At 32.8% G+C, this 25,349-nt stretch carries 18 protein-coding genes; 1 reads left to right on the plus strand and 17 read right to left on the minus strand.

Annotation, left to right across the window (positions count from 1 at the left end; all coding sequences use genetic code 11):
* Nucleotides 1-82: 82 nt before the first annotated feature.
* The 8 genes from HUW51_RS06085 to HUW51_RS06120 form a co-directional block, all read right to left on the minus strand.
* The gene (locus tag HUW51_RS06085) at nt 83-3,373 is read right to left on the minus strand and encodes a LamG-like jellyroll fold domain-containing protein (protein ID WP_185273098.1); all 3,291 of its coding nucleotides are present in this window, start codon (nt 3,371-3,373) and stop codon (nt 83-85) included.
* Between the two features lie 549 nt (nt 3,374-3,922).
* Nucleotides 3,923-5,029: a glycosyltransferase family 4 protein gene (locus HUW51_RS06090; RefSeq protein ID WP_185273099.1), complete on the minus strand. Its 1,107-nt coding sequence runs from the start codon at nt 5,027-5,029 to the stop codon at nt 3,923-3,925.
* Between the two features lie 397 nt (nt 5,030-5,426).
* On the minus strand, nt 5,427-6,374 hold the full coding sequence (locus tag HUW51_RS06095) for a nucleotide-diphospho-sugar transferase (RefSeq protein ID WP_185273100.1): 948 nt from the start codon (nt 6,372-6,374) through the stop codon (nt 5,427-5,429).
* 103 nt (nt 6,375-6,477) lie between these two features.
* Nucleotides 6,478-7,188 (minus strand): polysaccharide deacetylase family protein, encoded by a 711-nt coding sequence (locus HUW51_RS06100; protein ID WP_185273101.1) that lies wholly within the window; start codon nt 7,186-7,188, stop codon nt 6,478-6,480.
* 138 nt (nt 7,189-7,326) lie between these two features.
* A complete protein-coding gene (gene wecB, locus HUW51_RS06105) occupies nt 7,327-8,421 on the minus strand; it encodes a non-hydrolyzing UDP-N-acetylglucosamine 2-epimerase (protein WP_228467034.1) in 1,095 nt (364 codons plus the stop codon).
* A gap of 50 nt (nt 8,422-8,471) precedes the next feature.
* Nucleotides 8,472-9,212: a WecB/TagA/CpsF family glycosyltransferase gene (locus tag HUW51_RS06110; RefSeq protein WP_185273103.1), complete on the minus strand. Its 741-nt coding sequence runs from the start codon at nt 9,210-9,212 to the stop codon at nt 8,472-8,474.
* A gap of 277 nt (nt 9,213-9,489) precedes the next feature.
* Complete coding sequence (locus tag HUW51_RS06115; RefSeq protein WP_185273104.1) at nt 9,490-10,716, minus strand: EpsG family protein; 1,227 nt, start codon at nt 10,714-10,716, stop codon at nt 9,490-9,492.
* 389 nt (nt 10,717-11,105) lie between these two features.
* Nucleotides 11,106-12,461 carry a lipopolysaccharide biosynthesis protein gene (locus HUW51_RS06120; protein ID WP_185273105.1) on the minus strand — a complete coding sequence of 452 codons (1,356 nt, stop codon included), beginning with the start codon at nt 12,459-12,461 and terminating at the stop codon, nt 11,106-11,108.
* Nucleotides 12,462-12,653: 192 nt separating this feature from the next.
* Here HUW51_RS06120 and HUW51_RS06125 point away from each other — a divergent pair, with 192 nt between their 5' ends.
* Nucleotides 12,654-13,439, plus strand: coding sequence for a polysaccharide lyase (locus HUW51_RS06125; protein ID WP_185273106.1), 786 nt, complete (start codon nt 12,654-12,656; stop codon nt 13,437-13,439).
* 203 nt (nt 13,440-13,642) lie between these two features.
* Here the strand turns inward: HUW51_RS06125 and HUW51_RS06130 are convergent, their stop codons facing one another.
* The 9 genes from HUW51_RS06130 to HUW51_RS06170 all read right to left on the minus strand — a co-directional run bounded on the left by HUW51_RS06130 (nt 13,643) and on the right by HUW51_RS06170 (nt 25,347).
* Nucleotides 13,643-14,839 (minus strand): delta-aminolevulinic acid dehydratase, encoded by a 1,197-nt coding sequence (locus tag HUW51_RS06130; protein WP_185273107.1) that lies wholly within the window; start codon nt 14,837-14,839, stop codon nt 13,643-13,645.
* Nucleotides 14,836-15,909: a glycosyltransferase family 4 protein gene (locus tag HUW51_RS06135; RefSeq protein WP_185273108.1), complete on the minus strand. Its 1,074-nt coding sequence runs from the start codon at nt 15,907-15,909 to the stop codon at nt 14,836-14,838. The genes HUW51_RS06130 and HUW51_RS06135 overlap by 4 nt, the downstream gene beginning before the upstream one ends.
* An 81-nt stretch (nt 15,910-15,990) precedes the next feature.
* Nucleotides 15,991-17,049, minus strand: a complete 1,059-nt coding sequence (locus HUW51_RS06140) for a glycosyltransferase (RefSeq protein WP_185273109.1) — start codon at nt 17,047-17,049, stop codon at nt 15,991-15,993.
* An 8-nt stretch (nt 17,050-17,057) separates the two neighbouring features.
* On the minus strand, nt 17,058-17,822 hold the full coding sequence (locus HUW51_RS06145; RefSeq protein WP_185273110.1) for a glycosyltransferase family 2 protein: 765 nt from the start codon (nt 17,820-17,822) through the stop codon (nt 17,058-17,060).
* Between the two features lie 139 nt (nt 17,823-17,961).
* A complete protein-coding gene (locus HUW51_RS06150; RefSeq protein ID WP_185273111.1) occupies nt 17,962-19,287 on the minus strand; it encodes an O-antigen ligase family protein in 1,326 nt (441 codons plus the stop codon).
* Nucleotides 19,271-20,386 (minus strand): glycosyltransferase family 4 protein, encoded by a 1,116-nt coding sequence (locus HUW51_RS06155; protein WP_185273112.1) that lies wholly within the window; start codon nt 20,384-20,386, stop codon nt 19,271-19,273. Before HUW51_RS06155 ends, HUW51_RS06150 begins: the two co-directional genes overlap by 17 nt.
* A 6-nt stretch (nt 20,387-20,392) precedes the next feature.
* Complete coding sequence (locus tag HUW51_RS06160; protein ID WP_185273113.1) at nt 20,393-21,334, minus strand: nucleotide-diphospho-sugar transferase; 942 nt, start codon at nt 21,332-21,334, stop codon at nt 20,393-20,395.
* A gap of 3 nt (nt 21,335-21,337) precedes the next feature.
* Nucleotides 21,338-22,660, minus strand: coding sequence for a flippase (locus HUW51_RS06165; RefSeq protein WP_185273114.1), 1,323 nt, complete (start codon nt 22,658-22,660; stop codon nt 21,338-21,340).
* Nucleotides 22,661-22,962: 302 nt separating this feature from the next.
* Nucleotides 22,963-25,347: a GumC family protein gene (locus HUW51_RS06170; RefSeq protein ID WP_185273115.1), complete on the minus strand. Its 2,385-nt coding sequence runs from the start codon at nt 25,345-25,347 to the stop codon at nt 22,963-22,965.
* Nucleotides 25,348-25,349 lie beyond the last annotated feature (2 nt).

The raw sequence follows: 25,349 nt of genomic DNA on the forward strand, positions 1-25,349 counted from the left end.
TCTTCCAAGATCATCTGCAATTTAATTTTTTAATTTTAGGTAATATATAATCTACTCCAGTTCACCCGCTTTTTAATCACTTCTATTCTTTCACCAATTTGCCCCGGTAAAATAAATTGGAGCCCTCTTGTAAAGAAATAAAGTACACTCCTTTTGCATAACCCGACATATCCAATACTAACCTACCAGAAGTAATACTTTGCGAGTAAACCGTACGACCTGAAACATCAACCAGCTTTATAGTGCAGGTTTTAGATAATGGCAATTGCATGCTTATTACTGCTTTATTAACAACCGGGTTAGGGGTAACCAGCACAAGCTTTGTTTCCGTTGTATGCTTTACCGATATAATTTTCGAATAAGAAATTTTACCGGTATAATCTTCCTGAAGTAAACGGTAGTAAGTAATGCCTGATCCAGGTGAGTAGTCAGATACCTGGTAATCTTTAATATCAAAACTAGTACCTGCCCCTTCTACAAAAGCTACTTTGGTAAACGTAACGCCATCAGCAGAATGTTGTACTTCAAAACCTTTGTTATCTTTTTCAGAAGCAGTCTGCCAATTAATAACAACTTTCCCGGCCTGCATAACAGCTGTAAATTTTAGGAGTTGTACTGGTAAAGGATTATTAACAGAGCTTGATCCTAATGTAAACGGACTAAACACGGTAAGAGCTTCTGCGCTGGTCACAGTTCCAGCAGAATTATTACCAATTATAGAACGACCTCCAGTATTTATCCACTTGCTTCCATTCCAGTGAGCTACTACTAAATCGGCCGGCACATCTACGCCGCAGCTGTTGGTATCCCAGCTTAAGGTAACCGGAGTAGCAGCCAAACCCGCAACCCGGTCTAATTGCCAATATTCGCAGTTGCTTAAATGGTTGATGGTAGCTTCTTTACTGTTATGGTTACCGGCTGTAGCTGAACTAACCGGAAAATATTCAGCAGTGAAAGCACCACTAACTCCCCCATTTGGGTTAATCCCAATAGGTCGGTAAAAATTATTTTTACCGACCGGGAAAGTAAAAGCGCCGGATCCAAACCGTTTAACAGGTCCTTCTACATAACTCCTGTGCTTTGCCCCTGTTACCGTTGAACCAGCCGAAAATATAAGCGGGTTAGCGGTGGAGGAGATTATTATACCTTGCGTTAAAATTAGTTCATTGCCAATAGTTATTGGGGTTTGAAGCAACATTTTCCCGCTAATTTTATTTACTGTTAAGCGGTTAAACAGAACAGGAGTACCGCCGCTTTTGCTAATAGTCTGATCATTCTGCCCGGATATTACAGCCATACCGGTTCCATTACCGAATGTAACTACTGAGTTGCTATTTACAGAAATATCGCCTCTAAAATCAGAAGCACTATTATAACTTATCTCTAATGTGCCGCTAGCCTGGTTCGTAAAGGTAACATTACCCGCAAACATATCACCGATGGCTGTTCCTAGGCGCATCCGGGAATCTGTGTTGTTAATGATGGTAGTTGGTCCGTTAAAAACACTGCCGCCTTCGCTATCGTTATCCACTGTAGCCGCACCTTGTTTAGTGATGGTAGTAGTATTCTGGAATACCGAACCATTAAAATAAATATTGTCACAGATTACATTTAACACAGCCGTAAAGCTGGTGCCTTTAAAAGTAACCCGGGCACATGAAATGGTCAGATTTCCGTTCGTTACCTGCCCCCCATTAAAATCCACTACCCCGCTAATAGTTAATGTCTTTCCATTCAGGTTGAGCCTTCCGGAGTTAATGATAAAATCTTTTACCGCAACATTGGAAGTAATTACCGGCAAATGAGTAACCGGTGCATTATCATACGTATTACTAATAATAACATTATCGTTAGCTCCGGGTACTCCGTTGGGGGCCCAATTGGCAGGGTTACTCCAATCGGTGCTGGTATTGCCAGTCCAGATATAATTACCATATACTGTAATTAATCTTGTTTGCATCGCAGAAGTACAGCCATTAGAAATAATCGAAAGCGTAATATTTTTTTTGCCCGGTGTATTCCATGTTATCTGGTATGGCCCGGCTCCAGAACCAGATACAATAGTTCCACCATCAAAACCCCAGTTATATTCGGCGTTTTCTTCTTGGGTACCGCTAAAAGTTAATACACTGTTTTCCCCGGTATTCATCTCTGTAGGGCTAACAGTAAACGTAGCTAAAGGTAAAGACTTTACTATGGCCTCCACCAAAGTTTGTGAGGTACAGCCGCTACTGTTTTGTACCGTTAAAGTATAAGTGCCACTAGCGGCAGTAGTGGCATCCGGGATAATTGGGTTTTGCAGATTAGAAGTAAAGCCATTAGGACCGGCCCAGGTATAAGAAGCTCCGGGAATGGTGTTTGCTTTAAAGGCTAAGGTGTTGCCGGCACAAACCGGATCTGCTCCCGCTCCATTTAAATCAGCTATCTGGTTAGGAGTAAGCTCAGTATAATAAATATTGATATCGTCTAACAAACCCTGATAATAATAATTAGTTGGTGCATCAGGCCAATAATCTAAGGTGCCATAACCAATCCGCCAATAGCCGGCAAAAGGTTGAGCCGCATCAGCCGTAACATCCTGCGCCTGCAAGGTACCATCTAAATAAAGCTTAGTGCCATTCTTGGCCGAAAGAGTAGCAACCAGATGGTGCCATTTGCCATCGTTGTAAGCATCCGTTGTAGAAAGAGTTAAAGTTTTATCTGCCGGGTAAACACCAAAAATAAGCTGCCCATCATTGTTCATGTATACCAAACGATCCCAATCCTGGCTCTGACCAGTTCGAGGAGAATGAAACCCGATTAGCTGCCCTCCGGCAACCGTAGTATTAAACCAAATACTAAGCGAGAATTCTCCTGGATTATTAAATTGGGTTGCCGTAGAAATATAATCATCTTCCCCGTCGAAGGTATACGCATTATCCGGGTTTCCATACCGGTCCGGGGCTAAGGAGGGACCACCATTAATGGTCCCATGTAATGTACCATTATTATTCTTTCCGGACACATCATTAGCGTTACCCGCAAAGATATACGAACTAATTAAGTTCTCCGAAGGCGTAATACTAAGATTGGGAGTTGGATTTATAGTTGCGGTTACCGCCGTTCTGGCACTTTCCCGGCCTCCGGAAACATACGACACGTAATAAGTAGTAGTAGCATCTAAATCAGGAGTAGTAAAGGTGGCCGTTGTTGCCCCGGCGATTGCCGTACCTTCGGTAGCAACCGTATACCAATGGTAAGTTCCACCAGCCGGGGAACCCACAGCCAACAGCACCACAGAACCAACCCCGCAACGTGAGTTACTTGTTACATCAGGCGGATTTACAGTTTGTGCTTTTCCTGTATATCCCGAAAAAATCAGCCAAGCCCCCATAATACATTTAAAAATACGGGTAACCCATTGCATCTTTGTATCACAAAAATCAGCAATCTTTAGTGTAAAGAGTCTCATCTAACGAGTATTTTATAAACTTCATGAAAGGACTTTGCTATTGAGTAATTTTAAGCAAGATGTTTACTTGTAGATTTTAGCTCTGTAAACAATTATATAGAAGGAACTAAATAAAACAGGAAAGCCAGATATTCTTGTAATTTAAAAAGAAAAATTTGAATTATAAATAAAATTATCTGCTACTACTTATTTTATTAAGAGCAACCACACCCTTTAAACCAAAAGCTTTTCCAACGTAAAAAGAATAAAAAAATCAGATTTATAACGAGAGGAAATCTTGGCAAGTAAAATGCCTCCTGCTAATACAAGATGATTAGATATAAAAGCGAAGCCTTAATTTTTAACCATTAAACAGCTCTTAGTTACTATCAAAAAAATCTAACAAGCAGTTTACCGGTTTCGCAGAAATGCTTTTATTTTGTTCGGATGAAAGTTAGGTTGGCCGCTTTCACTAGAAACAAAAAACAACTATTAACTTTTTAAAGCCTTTTCTAAAATAACCTGTAGGTTATTTTCAAACCTTTCAAACGAAAACAATTTATAAAACCTTTCTTTGGCTGCTACAGCCATTTTGTTTCGTAACTCCGGATTAAGCATCAGAAGCTTAATCTTATTCGCTAACGTTTGTACATCCTGCTTAGGCACTAAAAATCCCGTTTCTCCTTCTACAACAATATCCGGAATTCCACCTTCCTCGCTTGCCACTATAGGCAAACCGGTACTTAAGGCTTCTAATAAAACCAACGGAAAACAATCATCCAGAGTAGGATGTACAAAAATATCAGAATCGTAAAAAAAATTAAATTTTTCAGCGCCATACTTCCCCCCGTGAGCCAATACCTCTTCCGTCAAATTTTCATGAACTAAGTAATCTTGAAATTCTTCTTTTGATATGTCAAACCAAGAGCCCACAAAATGGCACTCAAATTTTAGTCCTTGTACTTTTAATAACTTACAAGCTTCCAACAATACATATACTCCTTTGGCCGCCATCATATTTGATAAAAATAAAATTCTGCAAAGGCTGGAAGTTCTTTCTTGCTCTACTAGTTTCGGTTCTTTAAAAGAAGGTCCAGGTATACCATTGGGCAAGTAAAATATATCTTTCTCTTTTACATACGCTTTTACATCGGGGTACAAGTACTTTGATAATATAATACTTCTGGTATCTTTAAAAGAAAACCGGTAGAGGTATTTATGGAAAATTTTATGCTGTTCAAAAAGAATTCCTTTGTTATGAAAATGATAAACAATCTTCTTTTTAAATAATTTTAAAAGGAATACAATCAATAAGTCTTTGTAAAAACCCGGTCCATGCGAGTTGATACTCATGTAACACAAATCATAGTTTTTCCTTTTCAGGGCTCTAAAAACTTTGGCCTGTACTTTAAACAAAGCGTACACTTTTTGTAACCCACCTTTACCAATTTCCTCTAATTTTTGGGAGGTAGAAAGCCTGATAAAAGTGGTATCGAAGGTTTGGTTAATAAGCGCGCTTTCCTGAATGTATTGCCCTACCAAGGCTGCACCATGAATGGGAGGAGGAAGATGTAATATAAAAAGAATACGAGGTTTCAATAATAAAGCTGTTAAACTAAACCGGACTTAAATTTTACTTGTTTCTGAAATATCTCTTTTAATCCTTTGACTTATTTGAGTAATAATTATTAAGTATTTGGACAGAAATAAATATTCATTTCCCCTGGTAGCTTCTATAGAAAAACAACTACCCCTACCCCTCCTAAACTTAAGAGGGGAGCTTTTACCCCCAACTTATCGTATATCATTTAATTTGCCTCTTTACTTACAATTAAATATTTAATAAAAAGAAAATTCTAATATTGTTTTAAAGCATAAACTAAATTTAAGGGATGCAAGTTTTGTCTCACAACTTTTTTAGATTCTCTAATTTTCTTTTAGAATTCTAAATTTATTTGTTATCCTTCAAGTAAAAGACCCATCTTACATCCGGAGCTTATCTTAACATTTTATTTACTAAATAAGAAAGAAATATTTTAATCCCGTTTTCTTTTAATAACCGAAAAAGCCTTTGGGCAGACCAACTAAATTCATGCGCAAAAGTATACTGGTCCGCTTTTTTATCAACTTCCAGGTCAGGGTGAATCAAAGGAAATGCCAAGCTATGTAATTTCAAATCTTTCCTCGAATCATACAAAGAATGGTGAGTAGGATTATTATCCAGACCAATATTCTTTACCAGGTTCACCCCGGGACTAATAACCACTCCTTTATCTTTCCAGATAGAAAACATAAACTGGTAATCCCAAACATTTACTTTTTCGGTTCTTTTGGTATTTAGCAATTTCCAGTACCAGTAATTTCTTTCGCCGCGGCTTTGAAATACATGGTCTAATCCTCCCGTACGGAAAGTTTCTTCCAGGTCATTCATCTCAAAATCAAAATTTGCCCAAGCTCTTCGCCAGGAAGCCCAACCCCAGATTTCGGGGTAATAAGAAAAGTAGTAACTTCCCTTTCCTCGCACAATGCCTTTCTGATAATTATTGCCTCCTATCAATTTTACCTGGTCTACCTGTCTGTATTTTATTAATAATTCCTGGCAGTAGCGAAAAAAAGATAAATCGGGGAAGCAATCATCCTCCAGAATAATACCTTCGGGTACCTGATCAAAGAACCAGGTGAGGGCCGAACTAACGGCCAATCCACAACCTAAATTCTTATCCCGGTACAAGGTTTTTATTTCACAATCCCAATCTATTTGGTTTATAATGGCCCGGGCTTCGCAGCATTTTTCACTTTCCCCGGCTATTGTTTCCCGCGGTCCGTCGGCGGCCACGTATAAGTATTTAGGCCTTATTTGCTTAATCTGGTTAAAAACCAACTGTGTCGTATCGGGCCGGTTAAAAATTAAAAAAAGAACCGGCGTTTCAAAGAGAACTGACATTATAAACAGGAAGATTGTAAATTAAAGTATTTCTCAATAACCTGGACTTTTTTCTTAACACTTACCCAAGAGCACTTTTTTACTATTTTTTAAAAACTGTTTATTACACCTGGCTAAGCTCCCCATTGGTTACGTACGTACACTCGTTGATACCAGAAATTAATTTACATATTTGTTCTAACTCATCCCAAAGGTGGTATTGCTCTATTTCCCAGGAATGCCCCCAAATATGCAAGCAACCCTGATTTTTAATCACATAGTTCAGGTAATACTCTACCAGATTAAGCAAATCAGCACTGTTTTTATTTTTTAAATAAATACCTAACGAGCGCAGCTTTATTCTTTTTAAGAGGTGTTTGTAATAGGTAAAGCCCGAATGATTATACACCTGCAAAGTAGTGGGTACCAAACCCAAGTTATCCGGTAATCCGGGATTTAACAGCTCCGTAGTTCGCAAAATTTTAAAACCAGTGGTGCGGGTATAATCAATGGCAGGCTGGTTATATACGCCGCCCGGAAAGCAAAACGAAACAGGAGCAATACCCAATAAATCTTTTAACCAATTGTAACACCCTAAAATTTCTTCGGTAAAAACTGCTCCCGAACGACTATGCAATCGTACATGATGTAGCGTATGCCCACCTACTTCAAAATCCTGGGCCAGGGTTCGTATTTCCGGTTCCGGCATTACTTCGTGCTCCGGATTAGAGCGAGGAATATAAAAAGTACCTTTTAACTTATATTTTTCCAGCAATTCCGCTATCCGGTAATCGGCCGGGTAACCATCGTCCCAACTGGTAGTAATTATTTTCATTTGCTCTATTGACAAAACTAAATTACTTATTGAGATGAGACGTAAACAATCTAATACGCCTTTTATACATTAACAGAATAATCTTATTTTATCAATAGATTTAGCTTTTACTATTCCTTTAATTATGTAAATATATAATTACGCAAATAAATGTACTAGATGAGACACAATTCGTTCAGCTGATTTACCATCCCATAACTCAGGTATACTTCCTTTTTTCCATTCACCTTTGAATAAGCTTTCCATAGAAGGTTTTAGTGCTTTAGGATTTACACCCAAAAGTTCATTAGTACCTATTGTGCATGTCTCAGGTCTTTCTGTACTATTCCTTAGAGTCATGCATGGTATCCCCATTACTGTTGTTTCCTCGGTTATACCACCTGAATCAGTAATTACCGCTTTAGCATATCGAACTAAATAATTAAACTCCAAATAGCTTAAAGGTTCAATCATATATAAATTTGGAGCCTCAATACCAACTTTTGCTAGAACATTAGCTGTTCGTGGATGTACAGGAAAGATTATTGGTAAATTATGGCTATTTAATATTATCTCTTCTATAAGATATTTTAATTCATTTTCTTGGTCAACATTCGCTGGCCGGTGTAAAGTAATTACAAAGTATTCCCTTGGTTGTAGTAGTGCTTCATCCCATATAGTAGGCTTCCTAAAGTTAGGAATCTGCTTTAATAAGGTATCTATCATAGTATTACCTACAAAAAAAATTCTATTGTTTTCAACGCCATTTTTGCGCAGGTTTGTATTAGCTATTTCCGAAGTTGTAAAAAAATAATCAGTAATAGCATCTGTTACCATACGGTTTATTTCCTCAGGCATACTTAAATCCCAAGAACGGATACCAGCTTCTACATGAGCAACTTTGGTATTCAACTTTTTTGCAACAATAGAACAAGCCATGGTTGACGTAACATCGCCTACTACAATAACCAGGTCAGCAGAATTCTCCATCAATTCTTTTTCAAATCGAACCATGATTGCAGCCGTTTGTTCTGCTTGACTTCCACCTCCTGCTTCAAGGTTAGAATGCGGCTCAGGAATACCTAACTGATCAAAAAAATCCTGACTCATCTTCTTATCATAATGCTGGCCGGTATGAACCAAACGATAACTTATATCAATACCCTTTTCAACTTGTTTTCTTATAGCTTCAATAATAGGAGCAATCTTCATAAAATTTGGACGGGCACCAGCAATGACAGTAAGTTTCATAATTAGTACGTTATATAAGTATCAGACAACTAATAATAAATTTTAAAGAGAAATTAAAAAAGGCTTTTTAATTTCTCTTTTATAATAAGGTAGACGAATTCAGTATTAGTATATAAATAGCGTTTCCACATTCGACCAGGCTCTTGTAATGTTCTAAATAGCCATTCTAATCCTGAATTTTGCATCCATAGGGGAGCACGCTTCACTTTCCCTGAAACTACATCAAAACTACCCCCTACCCCCATAATAAAAGGTGTTTTAATCCAGGATTTGTAAGTATCAAGAAAAATTTCCTTTTTAGGTGAACTCATTGCAACAAAAAGCATATCAGCATTAGAGGAGGCAATTTGCTGCGCAATCAGAGGTTCTTCCTCATTTTTAAAATATCCATTACGATAGCCTGCAATTATTTCCGAGCCATAAGCTAAGCTATACTTTGCTATGACTTCTTCAACAACTTCTTCCGTAGCTCCTAGAAAAAATATTTTATACCCTTTCTTTGCTGCTAAGCCAACTAGTGCTTCCATAAGATCAATACCAGCTACACGTTCTGGTAAAGGACAATTTAAAAAATAAGATGCCCATACGACTCCCTGCCCATCTGCATTAATTATATCACAATTTAAAATCGATTCTCTTAATCTTAAGTCCTTTTGCGCATTAACTAGTTTAGCGGCATTTACAACAACATGATGGATAGTTTCTTTTTTAGCAATTGCCGAGTCAATTATTTGTAATGTCTGCTGCATGGTCAAAACATCCACCGGTATATTGCAAATTTTTATTCTGGACATTGTTAGTGTTGTTGTAAGTGTATATAATTAAATTTAGCGAAAAATTTATACCAGTTCATCGTATTAGTATGGCTTTTTGATTGAATGATTATCTTATTATGATATAAAATTGTATTATTAAAAACAAATGATTTTGACTCTACATGTAAGTATTTTAATAATATATTGGAAATAATTAAATAATCTTAAAAAAAAATAAGATATTAGATTCATTTTCATTTATTAATTTATAAAAATTCGTCAATGAAACAGCTACTATTTACATGGAAAACCATTATTATTGAGCGTCTGCCTCTGAATAGCGAGTATAATCATATACTACAGGTTCAGGACGGGATAAAAAATCAAAAGAAGAGGAAAGGACAATCTTTTCTTTATCATCGTAGTTCCAGGTGCCAGTATCTAACCTATAAAAAAAGAATAATATAATAGAAATAGAAACAGAAGCGAAACTAAATTTCTTATCAAAAGGATTTTTTTTTAATACTAACGGAACAATCAAAGGGAAAAAGAAAAATAAATAAAAAAACAATCGTAATGCTAACTCAGTTTGTCTCAAATTCATCAATATAAAAATAACAAATAGGAGAATTATATTAGCTAAATGGTTAAACCCGGTTATGTTTATATCTAACTCTTCTTTGTATTGATTATACAAGGTAATGACCAATAAAACACCTATAAAAACATAATTCAAAGCTGAGAATTTTTCTAATTCAAAAGTATTGTCCACACTTGCTCTTTCTAAAATATAATGAATACTTTCAATACCTGTGAAGTAAGGCAATAACAATTGGGCAAAATACTGATAGGTAAATAGTATAAAAATTAAGCCAACAAAATAAACTATATTTCCTTTACCAAGTTTTTCTTTTAAAAAAGACAAATAGGCTAAAGGAAAAATTAAAATAGAAGTAGAATGAATCAAAACACCCAAAATTGCTAACCACCACTTATTATTACCATATATAAGTTTATCTACTAAGAAATATACTATGATAGCTCCAGCTATAAACTGCCTGATCAAGTGTGCCGATAAACTAAAAAGTTGTGGAAAAAATGCTGCAAGTACAATAGAGAAAAGGATATACCGCTTATTTACGTTTACTTTAGAATGAAATTTATCTAAAGAAATAAATAAAATAAAATAAGGAAAAACTGTAATAACAAACACCCAAAACTTTACGCTCCCTCCTGATATATAGTAAAAAATGTAATTAAACGCATAAAAAACTGGTTCTTTCTCAAACCAACTTAGATAATCGAGAAAAGAATATTGGGAAACATATAAATATTTAGAGGCATGAAAACCAAGATCACTTTCTGGCACTTTGGTCATATTTATAAATCCCAAGAAAAAAGCCAATAGCAGATAAAAAATATAATAAAACTTTTTATCAATAGTCTTATCAATTGCTAAGAGTATCCCTAAAAGCACGATACTTATAAATGGATTTAGAATAAATAATATAATAGCAGGAATAATTAATTTACTAGGTGACATTGATATAAGTATTATAACAAAATATTTATTATATTATTAAATTGGATGTTTGGCTTTAACTCCTGACTAAAATTTTTGATCCACTAAGTTCTTGCATTCTTGTTTTGCATCAGTTAACTATCTTCCTTGATACCTTCCCTTACAACCAGCATAATTAAAGACGCAAATTAATGACATCTATTTATACACTGCGTTTAACTACTCCCTTACTGTCTGAAGAAAATTAGCTCTTTATTTACTTTTATAATTTTTATTTCTTGCTAATAAAAGGCAGGCATCAATTCCGTACGTAAGGTTCATATGTTGATTTCTCTTTTACGTTTACAATTTACAATAACAGCCTCTTTTTCCATCGAATTAAGATTATAGCTAATAAAGTTTACTTATAACTAATTCATTTTAAAAAAATTAAGATTTAAAATTCGAGAACATTGAAGTGATAATAGCAGCCCCATAAACAAAAAAACACTACCATAGGCAAGCGTAATTCCAACCAGACCTAGTTGTTTCCCTAAAACCAAAGCTAAGGGTATAGTAACCAAAGCGCTGGCTAAAGTCACATACATTTGAAGCTTTAACTTACCTATTCCATTTAGAAGATAAATATGTAATAAATGCCACATGTAAGCAATAGTATAAAATACCATCGCCATGGATAAATAAAAAGATATCTTAACTTTATCACCCACCCACAACGCATACATAAAAGGCGATACAACTAGCATTAATGTGCATATTAGAACACATAAACCCCAAAGCATTTTCATTTTCCGGTAAACAGATTTGATCCATAGTAAATCTTGTTTAGCATACGCATCAGTAAAAGCACTCCATAAGGGAGCGACAACCACCGAAAAAACTAAAATAATAATTGTAAAATATTTATTTGCCACATGAAATTGAGTAACTTCTACAGGTCCAAATAATTTTGCTATAATTAGGTTATGCGTATTATAAATTACTAAATGACCAAGTTGAATAATAAAAAATAACCAACTAATATTAAAAAGCTCTCGTGCATATTTAAAATTTACAAAATTTAATTTTGGGGCAACCGAGACATACTTTCTATTAAAAAACCAGAAGTTAGCTAGTATTAAAACTAAAAGGGGGATACCTGCCAATATTAAAACAAGTTCTAACAAGGAACCTGTACTTGTATTAGATAAGGGTAAAATTAGAATGAGACATAAGGAGGAGCTGACCAAAGTTATACCAGTAACTTTTGCCGGTTCATGATTTGCGGTTAATACCATGTTAATAGTTTGCACCACAAGTTGAACAAAGTAAAATAGAAATAAAAATGCTGTAAGCATTTTCAACGAAATTCCTGATAAATCTCTTGTTTTTAAAAGATTCTGCCAATTTATAAGGTTATTAATAAATAAAAACAAAACAAAAGCAATGAACGCAATTATTACTAGTAAAGCATATGTGGTACTTACATAAATTTTGCCATCTTTCATATTGCCTATGGCATTAGATTCGGCTAATTTATTTTTTAATCCGTTGCTTAACCCTAAGTCAAATCGTTCTACCCACAACATTAAAGAATTGAATGTTAGCCAAATTCCATAGTTAAATGTATTAACATACCGCATGGTTACTGGTACCAATAAAAGATTTACAACCATTAAGCTGCCTGTGGTAAGTAAAGAATACACAATATTCTTTTTAAACAGTATGGTTCTATTATGACCTTGGGTAAAAAAGTTTTTAAAGAATATCTTAATTTTATTAATCATAATATAAAGAGCATATAAAAACTCTGTTTAGAGAAAAGCTCAATTAAAAAATAAATAGGATTATTATCAATTATTTTTCAGGTTAAATGAATCTAATAATTATGAATTAAAAGTATCCATATGATATCATTTAATTTGTTGTCAATAAAATATAATTATACTTTATTTAAATTAGAATTTAAAACTTAAGCCATGAAATACTTTATTATTTTTTTCATTTTAGCGCCTCTTTATATAAATGTTCAACATAATAATTTACTACTCGAAGCTACATTTGAGAACAGCAGTGACTTAAAAAAATGGATAAGCGAAACCTGTTCATCTTCATCTATAATACTTACTGATTCGATCAGCAGATTTGGAAAACAGTCTGCTCGCTTTGAATTAAATAAAACTGACTGCGTTGTTGCAAATGGCAAAAGGTCAGAGTTAGTAACTTCAAAGGTTAGTGGATATGAAAGATGGTATGGCATGAGCATATTTTTTCCTAATAACTATAGCTTCGATTCTGAACCGGAAATTGTAACGCAATGGCACGAAATTCCAGATTTTGATTTGGGTGAAACCTGGAGAAGCCCTCCGATTTCACTTCAGATACAAAATGATTCTATTTATGTTGTTATTCTCTGGGCAACACAAAATGTAAACTCAAACAAAACAATTTCAGGCTATAAAAAAATAAATTTAGGCTTACTGAAAAAAAACTCTTGGAATGATTGGGTTTTTCATATAAGATTTTCATATCAGACAGATGGATTACTTGAAATCTGGAATAACGACGAGCAGGTATTAAGATATCAAGGCCCAAACAGTTATAACGATGTAAATTTCCCCTATTTCAAGATAGGTATTTATAAATGGACCTGGTTAGAACCAAGTTTAAAATCTACAATCAACAAAAGAGTTCTTTATTATGATGAAGTAAAAATTGGAAATGAAAATATTAAGTATAAAGATATTACACCTAATAAAAATTAATCTCTTTGGATCCACTCAAGTAAAAGTTTTCATATTCCTGCACTTACAAAAATTTTTCTAACTAATCTAATTTTAATCTTGAACGTATTTAGAAGCTTTTACCACTTAACACTTATATAACAACTGTTAACTGTATCACATTGATTAATGCTAATATTTGTTCCCAAATATGTTTTACTAACGTTAGTTTTTCATTACTTAAATCAATTCTTATTATGACTGAATAATAAATATGTTGATAGCGCGTAAAACATCCAGGCTTGGGCCCAACGCATGTACGGTATTCTGGATGAGAAGTATTTATTTAGCTGATAATAAAAATACCCTTTATCAGATTGCATATGCTTAATAGTCCAGTTTAAAACTTTATCTAGTATAACCTTATGCTCTTCCATTTTACCTAATTTAGCCAGAGTAATTACCATCTGAGCCGGAGCATGAATATCAATTGGGTAAACAGAATTATTATAGTATTTAGGAACGCCTTCTTCTGTAAAAAAAATATTTATGTAATAATCAAAGCCTTTCAGTACATGTTGCTTAAATGAAAAATCACCAGAAAAATTCATGTAATCTGTTATGCACTCCAAATTATAACCAGTATGAAAGTTATCTACCCACTGATGAAAGTGGTAGGTGCCATACCCCCAAGATCCATCTTCCCTTTGATGGTCACAACAAAAAGCAACAGATTTCCTGGCTTCTTTTATTAGTTCTTTTTCCTTAGTAAAACTATAAACACGGGCCAGTAACCTGCTACCCAAAAGTGAAGCATTAAATACTATACTTTTATCTAGTGGAGAGTAAGAGAATGCAAAATTTCCATTATTATCATAATACCGGTTAAGGTCATTTAAAATGAAAGAACACGCACTTCGGGAGGTTTGCAGGAAACGTTCATCATTTACTATTTCGTACGCATCAAGCATGGCGTTGCCAATAAAAGTTGTTGCCACCACCGTTGGTGTATACTTAGGTTGAAAAAAAGCTCTGGCTTGCCAATCGAAGTTATAACCCCAGCAAGCGCCACTCCAGCCTTTACTTACTAATTCTAAAAGTCTGCTTGAGAAGAATAAAATCTTGTCGTAGTATTCTTTATCAGGTGATTGTTTATACAGATTACAATAACCGGACAAGAACAATCCAAGCGCTTTAGGATTATAGTCTTTTTTTACCCCAACTAATGGTCTTAAATTTAAGGGAATACGTTTAAACAATTGTATCCAGGCTAAACGGGCTAAACGATTTCTGGACAAAGCGGGTATGGACTGAAAAAGTATACTATTTAATCCATCATAAGGATCATAACCTTTAAAAGAGTTAGATTCGCAGTATGCTTTTAGCTTATTTAATGAAAAAGCTACATCTCTTAAAGTAAGAACTGATTTAGTTTCTTTCATGCAAGAGATTTATAATATTTAACGAGCCTATCTCTAACTTTATCCGGTGTAAAATTTTCTTTGGCCTTTTGGTAATTATTATTTGATATTTTTTTATAAAAATTATCATCCTCTAATAATCTAATAATAGGCCTAATATAGTCATCAGAATTAAGGCTATTTATTAAAAATCCATTTTCTCCATCAATTACCCAATCAGGTATTCCTCCTATAGGTCTAGTAATTATTGGTAAACCATAAATCATACCCTCTAATATTACCAATGGCATGCCTTCGTTATAATAACTGGGAAAAAGAAGAATATCGCTCACACAATAAACCTCATGCTTGGCTTCCTCGCTTACATGACCTTTAAAAATTATATTATCAATATTATTATCTTTAACGTAAGCCTTAGCCTTACCTAACTCATTACCATCTCCGGCTATAATAAGCTGTATCGGTTTTGATAATTTCCTCTTTAATTCCTTAAAAGCATCTATGGCAATATAGATGCCTTTTTCCTTTACTACTCTAGCCAAGAAAAGCAAGGTAAAAGTTTCATTTTCCAATAATGTCTCTTTACCTCCGCCACTAAGTTTTAAATAATAATCGTCAGCTGCATTAGATTCTAAAATTATGGTGTTTACTACTCCTAAAGAGATTAGCTTATCCCTGAATACAGCCCCGAGAACAATAGATGTATTTGCTCTCTTAAAGGTTCTATTAAAGACCCATTTTTTTAACCAGTTTTTTTTTATGGTTTGTTCAAAATCATCTTGCCATCCATGCCAGTATACTAAAACTTTCTTTTTATGAATTAGAGCCAGAAGTACAAAAACTGCATCTCGAAAAAAAGATTTTGAGTTTAAAGATGGGTTTACATGAAGTAAATCGTATTTTACTATTTTTAAATAGAAATAACAAAATTTATAAACAAGTTTCTTAAATCTTAAAATTCCTCCCACTTCTCCATTTTCGGTAACAAAAAAGTAATCTACCCCTGATATATGGCTCATTTTTAATATATTAAAAAGAGAAGAAACACCTCCAGTAATAGACAAATCAGGAATTGTTATTAAAACTTTCAACTTGTATTGAGCCTATTAAAATTTTGCTTTAAGACGGCATTTAATACTAAAATTTAGAATTTCATTTTATCAAAATAAATGTTAAAGCAATGCATATTCTTTTAAATAATTATTCGCTGTATTTTTTATATTGAAAGTATTAAAAGCAAATTCAAAACTTCTATTAATTTTATCCAATCTGTGTTGATTTGAATAATCCATAATTAATTTTTCAATTTTACTAGCACAGTCGTAATGATTAGCCTTTTCAAAATATTCGCCGAATTTACCACCACCAATTACTTCCATAGGACCTTCAATATCTGAAACTAACACAGGAATCTTGGCAGCTATAGCTTCCACAATTGTCAAACCAAAGCCTTCATAAATTGATGGCTGAACAAGTAAACTATATGATTTTAGGTTTAGATATACATAATCTCTTCTCTTAAGTCCGAGAAAATTAACATAGTCTTTAATATCCAATTCGTGAACTAAATTTTCTAAATAAATTTTGTCTGAATTGTTATTAGACTCTCCAATTAAATCTAACTTTATATATTTGATACCCTTATCATGAATTAAGATTGCTAATGCTCTTAAAAGGACATCCTGACCTTTCAATTTGTAATCTAATCGACTTACTTGAAGTATAGAAAAGAGTGGGCTATAGCTATTTATATTTTCTTTATACTCAACTTTTTCAAAATCAATTCCATTGTAAACAACCTTAACATTAATACCACTTCTACTTAATATATCCTTTCTGACCGCATCAGAAATAGCAAAAACTTGGTTATACTTTGTAAAATGCTTTAAAGGCATATTTAAAGAATGAACAGTTAAGCAAATCTTTGAAGTACCTGTAAATTTTATAAGTGGCGCCAAGTTATGATTATGACAATGAATAACAGTTGGATTAATCTGAAAAATTAAATAGTTAAGCTTTAATAATTTGAGAATATTTAAACTTTTAGGTTCTCTATTAATAAAGCTAATTTTGACTCTCTTATCAATGCATTTAATTAAAGTTAGATCGTAAATATTATTAACAATAATTAATTCAACACTGGAACTTTTTATTTGCTCATTTAAAACATCAACTAACATGGTTTCTGCTCCACCTGTTTTCAGAGAAAATATAACGTGTACTATTTTCACCAACTACTTTATTTAATTAAATCCTTAATACGTGCCTTAAAACTATACCAATAGGTTTTTACAACAGTTTTAGCATACTTCTTAGCACCATTTTTTAAAAGTACTAATCTTATGTCATTAAAAAATTTTTGGCCACCAGTTGATGTCTTTGTTTCTTCCCAAATTCTGAAGCAACTTAATGGTGGATAAGTTGTATAATATATAGGGGCAAAATTTAATAATCTAAGCCACAAATCTAAATCCATGCAATAATGAATAGATTCATCTAGGTAGTTTACCTTTTTAAGCATTGCTTTGTTATAAAATGATCCTGGTTGAGAAACACGATAATCATGATTAAGAAGATAATCCTTATTTGGTATGATGATACAATACTCTTTGATAGTATCCCCTTTTCCATCAATCATTTTCCCATAGGCGTTATAATAAATGCTTCCATTTGGTTTAGAGTGATATAACTCCACTATCTTCTCAACACATTCAGGATACAATAAGTCATCAGAATTAATCCAACCTACCAATTCACCTTTAGATAATTTAAAACCCTTGTTTATTGCCTCAGATTGCCCGTTATCTTTTTCATGAATAATAATATCTATTTTATCCTTATATTTATTTACGATTTCCATCGTGTTATCTGACGAACCACCATCAACAACTATGTATTGAATATTTTTATAGGTTTGATTAATAACAGATAAAATAGTTTCTTCTATATACGAACCTTGATTATATGAAGGTGTAATGATTGAAACTAATATATTATTTGTCATATAGGCATTTTAAATTTTACTAAGTTAATATGTTTGCAAAAAAACAATGCTAACAAATTTTTGCACCAATATAACTTTTTACAAATTTTGGAGAATTAGTCTTAGATTTCTATTTTTTGAGCTACAATAATTTTTCACTTTATAATCTATAATTTGCATTAGCTAAGCTATTAACTAATTTACTTTTCTTATAATAAATATTTGTTAGTACCAGTAGAAATATAAATAAAAGCTGTATCCTTTGATCACTATTTAAAGCGGGATTAATAAGATTATTAATAAAAAAGCATAAAAATCCAGGAAACAATATCATAGACATTAAATCTATTTTATTTTTAAATGAATTATAAAATAATGAAAGTGCTACAATATTATATTTTAAAAAAAATAGAAAATAAAAAAGGAATGGTACTAGTCCAAAAGTAAATAAAACAGTTAAATAGAAGTTTTCCACATGTCCAGCGGTGTTTGTATAAACTATTTTATCAATAGATGTATTCCAACCATGATGATAAAGTTCGTATGCAAGATTGCCTGGGCCCGAACCGAAAAAGATATTATCCTTCCAAACCTGATAACCAACTTCCCATAATTCTAATCTGCCTTTTTGTAAATCATCCTGAGAATTATTAATTCTACTTAGTAAAGGGCTACCACCTGCAATCTGGTTTAGTATTGTTTCCCAACTAAAAAATAAGACTAATAATAAACCCAAATAAATTATCCTATATTTTTTAGTACCAGCTATAAACTCCATAATAAATAAAGATACACCAAATGCAAAAAGAGCCATTCTGGAGATAGTCAAACCAATACAAAGCAATGTAAGTATAAGTAAAAATAATGCTACAAGTTTTCTATTTTTATAATATTTAAAATAAACATAAAGGACTAATCCAACAACAGAAAGATAAAGAGAAAAAGTTAAGGAGTTACCAAAAGGCCCCCAGATACGTGAAACACTTAATTCACTTTCATTTGAACTAAAAGTTGTATTTGAATTTAGTTGATCTTCTGTAAATAAGTTAAATGCAGAAAACCCAAAATATTGCATTATTGAAATAAATACTGATATTAAAAACCCAAAATACAATCCTTTAATGACGTACTCAAATGCATTGTCATAAAATGTAATTTCTGATAGTATAATATATATAATCAGAATTTGTAAATAATTAAAAAATTGTGTAAATCCTTGCTTTATATCTTCTACCTGAATAAGGGAAAAGACGATAGATAAAGTAAATAAAAAAAGGAAAATAGTAAGAAAAGAACTTGTACTTTTATAAGGATTATTTTGTAATGGTGATTTTAAAACAAGTACAAAATAGTATAATAATAAAATAATAGTTATTTGTGTAAAATTCGCTATACTATGTCCACCAATTTTCCAAGAGTTTAAAAAAGGAATACTAATAGCAAGAAAAAATAAAACCCAATTATTTATTTTATATATTGTTTTCATAAGTTTTATTATTTTTCAAAGCAGATTGGTAAACATTAAGGGTTTTTGTTGCAGCATCACTCCATTGAAATTTTTTAACTTGTTCTTTACCTCTTTTGATTAAGTCTTTCCGGAGGAGTTTATTATTAAGTATATTCTCTAAACTTTTTTCTAAGTTTTCCTTATTGTCTAATTTAAAATACTCAGCAGCTGGCCCACAGATTTCTCTAAATATAGGAATATCAGAACAAACAACAGGGCAATTCGCTATAAATGCTTCTAGTAATGGCATACCAAAGCCTTCTGAGAGGGAAGGAAACACGAAACAAAGTGCATTAGCATAGAAAGAATATAACTCAAAGTCTGAAACATGGTTCTTAAAAATAACTCTATTTGTCAAATTAAGAGATTCTATCAATTTTAACTCCTGAGATGAAGCAGGACCTCCTATTACTTTTAATTGAATATTATTCTTTTTTAAGAAGTTTGAAGCCGCATTGATAAAAAATATAAAATTTTTATAAGTTTCTCTTTGTCCTATAAATAAAATATATGAACCATCAGTAATAAGGTTATTATTATTTTCACTTACATTATGCATTGTAAAGGCTTCAGGGTAGCCATGATAAATAACGTGTATGGTATCAGGGTCTATATTATAAAGGTTTAATATTTCAGATTTTGTTGTTTCTGAAATTGCAATTATTGCTGAAGCATTTAAAATTATTTTCCTTTTGTTGTCAATAAGAGTTTTCATCGATTCTTTAAAAAAAATCTCAGGAATCATATCATGTATTGTTATAACATAAGGAGTAGATGAATTTAATTTTAGAAAATATGAATCATAATATGTTGGATGGAAAATGTCAAACTTATTAATTTTTAAAGCTACCACATACTTGTTAATTGCATAAAGAAGCCTTCTACATCCTTTCCTATTAAAAATTTTTAAAAGTTCAAATTGTGATGATGTATAGGCGTTATTACAGCCAAGGTTTATGATAGATGATTTACTTTCCTTCTTAGAAGCATTTATATAATCATTAATAGTTGCATGGTATCTAGATATTCCACCATATCTTTGAAGAAAAAATATTTGAAAATCTACTAAAACTTTCATTAATGCTCAGTTACTATTATAATAACTATTTATTTTTAAAATTTCACTCTTTATTTTATTTCTAAATCTTACAAATAAATTCTTTTTTCGCACCGTAAATAATTTATTACAAGAATAAATATCTGCATCATAGTGTGGTATGTAAATACTACAGTCTTGAACTTCTCCTTTAATAGATTCTAAAGCTTTTCCTGATACATTTAAATCTATATCTTTAGTATGAGTAGCCATTTCATCAAAGCCAATATTTGAAACTAAATTATAATTTGAAGCTATAGCTAAGCCATTATTTTTCCATACAGAATACACCCACTGATAATCCCAAGTATCAATTAAGCCTTGTTTTGTTTTATAAAATGCACTTTGCCAATATTTTAAAGAATTAGGATAATTGATAACACTTTTGTAGATATTATATTCAAAAAAGGTTTCAACTTCTTTCATTTCTATATCATATTTTTCCCATGCTCTTCTCCAAGTTGCCCAACCCCATACATGGCAAATTTTTGAAAAATAATATGATCCAGTTCCTCTTACAATACCATCTTGAAAATTAACGCCATTTATATGCATTATAGAATCATTATACTTATATTTATCAAGTAAATATTCACAATAATTAAAAAATGAAGATGAAGGCAAACAATCATCTTCTAGTATTATACCCTGTTCTTCATGTTCAAAAAACCAAGTAATAGCAGAGCTTACCGCCATTTTACACCCTAAATTCTCTTTACGTATTAATCTTTTGACATTGCATGGCCAATCAATATTTTCGAATATATTAATTGTCTCTTGAACATTAATCAAATCAGCCTTTCTATCTTTTCTGGGCCCATCTACTGCAATATAAAGTCTATTAGGTTTTGCTTGCTTGATTGCATTAAAAACTTGTTGAATGTGTTTAGGTCTGTTGAAGCCAATAATTAATACAGGAGGAACAGGCATAGATTAAATATAATTTTTAATTGATGGCTTGAAGAATACCAAAAAAGATTTTAATTGTAGATTAAAAATAACACGTGTTTTTGTTGTAAAAGAGTTTGCTATAAATGCTGCAAACATTTGTGCTATAAGTGTCGCTATAGCGGCACCAAAGGCTTGATATTCAGGTATTAAAACAATATTTAGAATAATATTTATACTTAAACCTATTATAGTTCTAATTACTACATGTCGTTGTAAATTATTGATTATAAACCAATTACTACTTCCCACTCCTAAAAATACAAATACTCCCGTCCAAATATGCACTGCTAATACCCCACCTACTCCATTATATTCAATTCCATAGAGTGTGTTAACAATTATATCAGAAAAAAAGGTAAATATTATTGCGAATACAACTGAAATCGTACAGAGGATATTAAATAGCTTTTGGAATGCATTCAAAAAGTCTGTTTCATTCTTTTCCTTAAGCTGTATAATTGAAGGATAAACTGAAATGCATATTGCTCCTGCTAAAAAATAGTGTATTTCAGATAAGCGAACGGCTGCACTATATCTACCAAGTTCTGTATTACCAACCATATTCTTTATCATTAACTGATCTATCCGCATGTAAATAATAATGAATAAATCAGAAATTATTAATGGCCATGAACGTGACAATAAATTTTTAGCATAAGATAGATCAAACTTTAATTCATTTATGGTTTGTCTTGAAACTATCAAATAAAAATAAGTTAATATAACTCCCGCTATAAAAGTTTCTGCAATTGACAACAAACCAAATATTAAAATATTTGAACCATTTAATAATGCAAAAACTTTTATTATATTAATAATAATATACGCGCTTGATTTTGCAATAACTGATTTTTTTGATTCAGTTAGGGATTGATAATAGATATCAAAAATTTCTGAACTTTGGAAAATACATTGAAACGATAAAATAATTAATAAATACTTTATTAAAGGTTCATTATTTAAAGTAAAAGAAAATAGGAAAATCAAAAAACAAATAATAGAACCTGAAAATAATCGTAAAATTAATGAAGTAAAAACGACTTGTCCTTTATTATTCTCCTTTATTAATTCTGTTAGTACAATATTATTTAAACCTAAACTTATAATTGGCACACAAATAGCAATTATACTTAGTGCATAATTTAAAGCGCCTAGATTGAATGGCCCCAAATACCTAGCCACCCAGATACCAACGATTAAACCACCAAACATTCTTATTAATTTATCACCAATTACCCATATGGAATTAAAGATTATCTTTTGTTTATTTTTTAGCTTCCCTACAAAATCATTTAGAACTTCCATTAATATTTTGTATTATTTCTAAATTTACATACTTATTTAAGCTGCTACATGAATCATTATCAAGCTGTAATGTTTATTACTTAGTATGAATTTTTGATTTTTAAATTTATGGCAATCATAAATAATTATATTTAGGTGTATATTGTATTTATAAACTTACTTTTTATAATTAATTTTTGATATTTATTAATTTTCATATCAAGTAGTTATGTTAACAAAGTATAGCTAGATTTTTTGGATTTAGAATAGCCAAGTTGTTATATTATTAAATGATATAACAACTTATTTCATAGTGAATAGAATTAAAATCGATTAAAGAATTTTTTAAATCGTGTAACTGGCTTATTCACGTCGGGATTATAGGAATTATAATAACTATCATCATAGTTATATCCATAGCCAAATTTTTCACCTTGTATGCCGTTGAAAACAATTTTCATATTAGGCATTTTCTTACTTTTAAATACTTGTTTGATAAAGTCACGTTCAATTTTACGGGTAAAGCCTTGCCGCACGATATACAAGGTTACATCGGCTACGCGGGAGATAATAACGGCATCCGTAACCAAGTGAATGGGCGGGCTATCAATAATAATATCGTCGTACCAATTTTTCAGAATCAGGATTAAATCGTCTAATTTCGTTTTCTCCAGTAATTCAGAAGGATTAGGTAATATGCTACCGCAGCCAATTATATCCAGGTTAGCGATGCCCGAAGCTTGAATAATGTCCTCTAAAGCTGCTTGTCCATTCAGGAAATCACTAATGCCTTGTTGTTCGAGGGATATCTTAAACGCTTGGGAAACTTTGGGTTTACGTAAGTCCATTTCCAGAATAACTGTTTTCCGGTCGGAATGGGCCAGTACTACCCCTAAGTTAGTACTTACAAAGCTTTTTCCTTCTCCCCCGGTACTGGAAGTAATTAAGGTAACCCGGCCACCCTCATTGTGGTTATGCACGTGATACAAGTTCGTGCGCAGGGTCCGAAATTGTTCCCCAATGGCAAAATTGCCCCGGCCATTGGTAACCACAATCGCTTCTTTTGAATTCTGGTGCGATAACTCTGCCAATATGGGTACGTCCACTTCGTTTTCAATATCCTGACGAGAGATGATTTTATCGTTTAAATTTTCGCGGGCATAGATAAATCCTGCCGGAGCCACTAAGCCTAATAAAAGCGCAATGCCCAATACCATAGGGATCTGTGGCCATTTTACCGGACCGGCATGGGCATCATCCACTATCCGCACATCCGATAAGATAGAAGCATAACTCAGGGCCACCTCTTCCTTTTTTTCGAGCAGGTAGGTGTACAACTTTTCTTTACTGGCTTGTTCCCGCTGTAATACAATCAATTGTCGTTCCTGCCCCGGTAATTTTTTAATGGAACCTTCAAACTTTTGGTTAAAAGCTTGGAGTTGTTTTTGGGTTGTCAGAAACGAAGATTTAATATTTTCTATTTTTTCGTTTATAGCTTCTTTGGTCGTTTTAATCTGGAGATCAATGGGCTCAAAAATGGGGTTTGCTTCGGGAGTAGTAGCCAGCATCTGGTCGCGTTGCGATTGGAAATCCGACAATTTTTGCAGGAGTTGAACTAAACCTTCATCCGCAATACCCACTAAACTTGGTACCGTATTTTTATTTTGCGGAGAATTGAGGTGATTTTGAATACCCTGAATAACATTAAGTTGTACCGTTGCCTCGTTTAGCTTGTTTTCGTTAGCTTGCACATTATCCAGGTACACTTTCGATTCAGAAGAAATATCAGTAATACCCTGCGAGCTTCTAAAATCTTCTAACTCTTCCTCGGTACGGCTTAATTCTTTTGCCAGTGAATCAATCCGGGAGTTAATGAAATTTAAATTCTTTTGCGTTTCATTATTTTTTTGATTAACTGCATCGTTACTGTATGTTTCCAATAAAGTATTCAGAAAATCGCGGCCCCGTTGCGGAACTTGCTCATTTATGGCCAGGGAAACAAAGGGTGCTAATTTGTTTTCCATGGATACTTTCAGGTTCCGCTGGTACGCATCCGAAACAATGTCCGGGTCCTGAATAATTATTTTAATTTCCGAACCAATAAACCAGTTTAGGTTAGCAGTTGGTTTTAATTGCCAATTACCTAAATCATTCTGAATGGGACTGTTAAAAGCATATTCTTTCGTTTTGCCATCCGGTTCTTTTAGAATAAAGCTATTTTTATTTTTTATCTGAATTTCCAGTTCCGGAATAGTAAACGTAGTGGGCTGCTTTAAAAAGGTAAGTTTTACGGGAGTAATGGCATACAAATCCCGGTTTTTTACGCTATCCTGGTGCTGGTAAGAAACCCACAACTGTAAATCCATAATTACCTGGTGCACCAGCTTCCGGGATTTCAACAGTTCCATTTCGTTTTCTACTAATTTAGTGGTATTCGGCGCTATTTCGTTCAGCGATAAATTCTTGTTATTTGTATTAACCCCTGTTTTTCTGAGGTCTTTAAATTCCAGCGCTGCTTTTACCTCGTAAGTGGGGTCGGTTACCCGCAAATAATAAAAAGCACCCACTACTGAAAGTACCATCCCTAACGCGAAGAGCGGCCAATGGTACAGGTATTTATCTACTAATTTTTTAATATCAAACGACTCGGCTTCTCGGGCAGGGAGGGTAAATGTGGTAAACTGGGCTGCTTGCTGGGTAGTACTCATAC

Source organism: Adhaeribacter swui, from assembly GCF_014217805.1.
Taxonomy (GTDB): Bacteria; Bacteroidota; Bacteroidia; order Cytophagales; family Hymenobacteraceae; genus Adhaeribacter; species Adhaeribacter swui.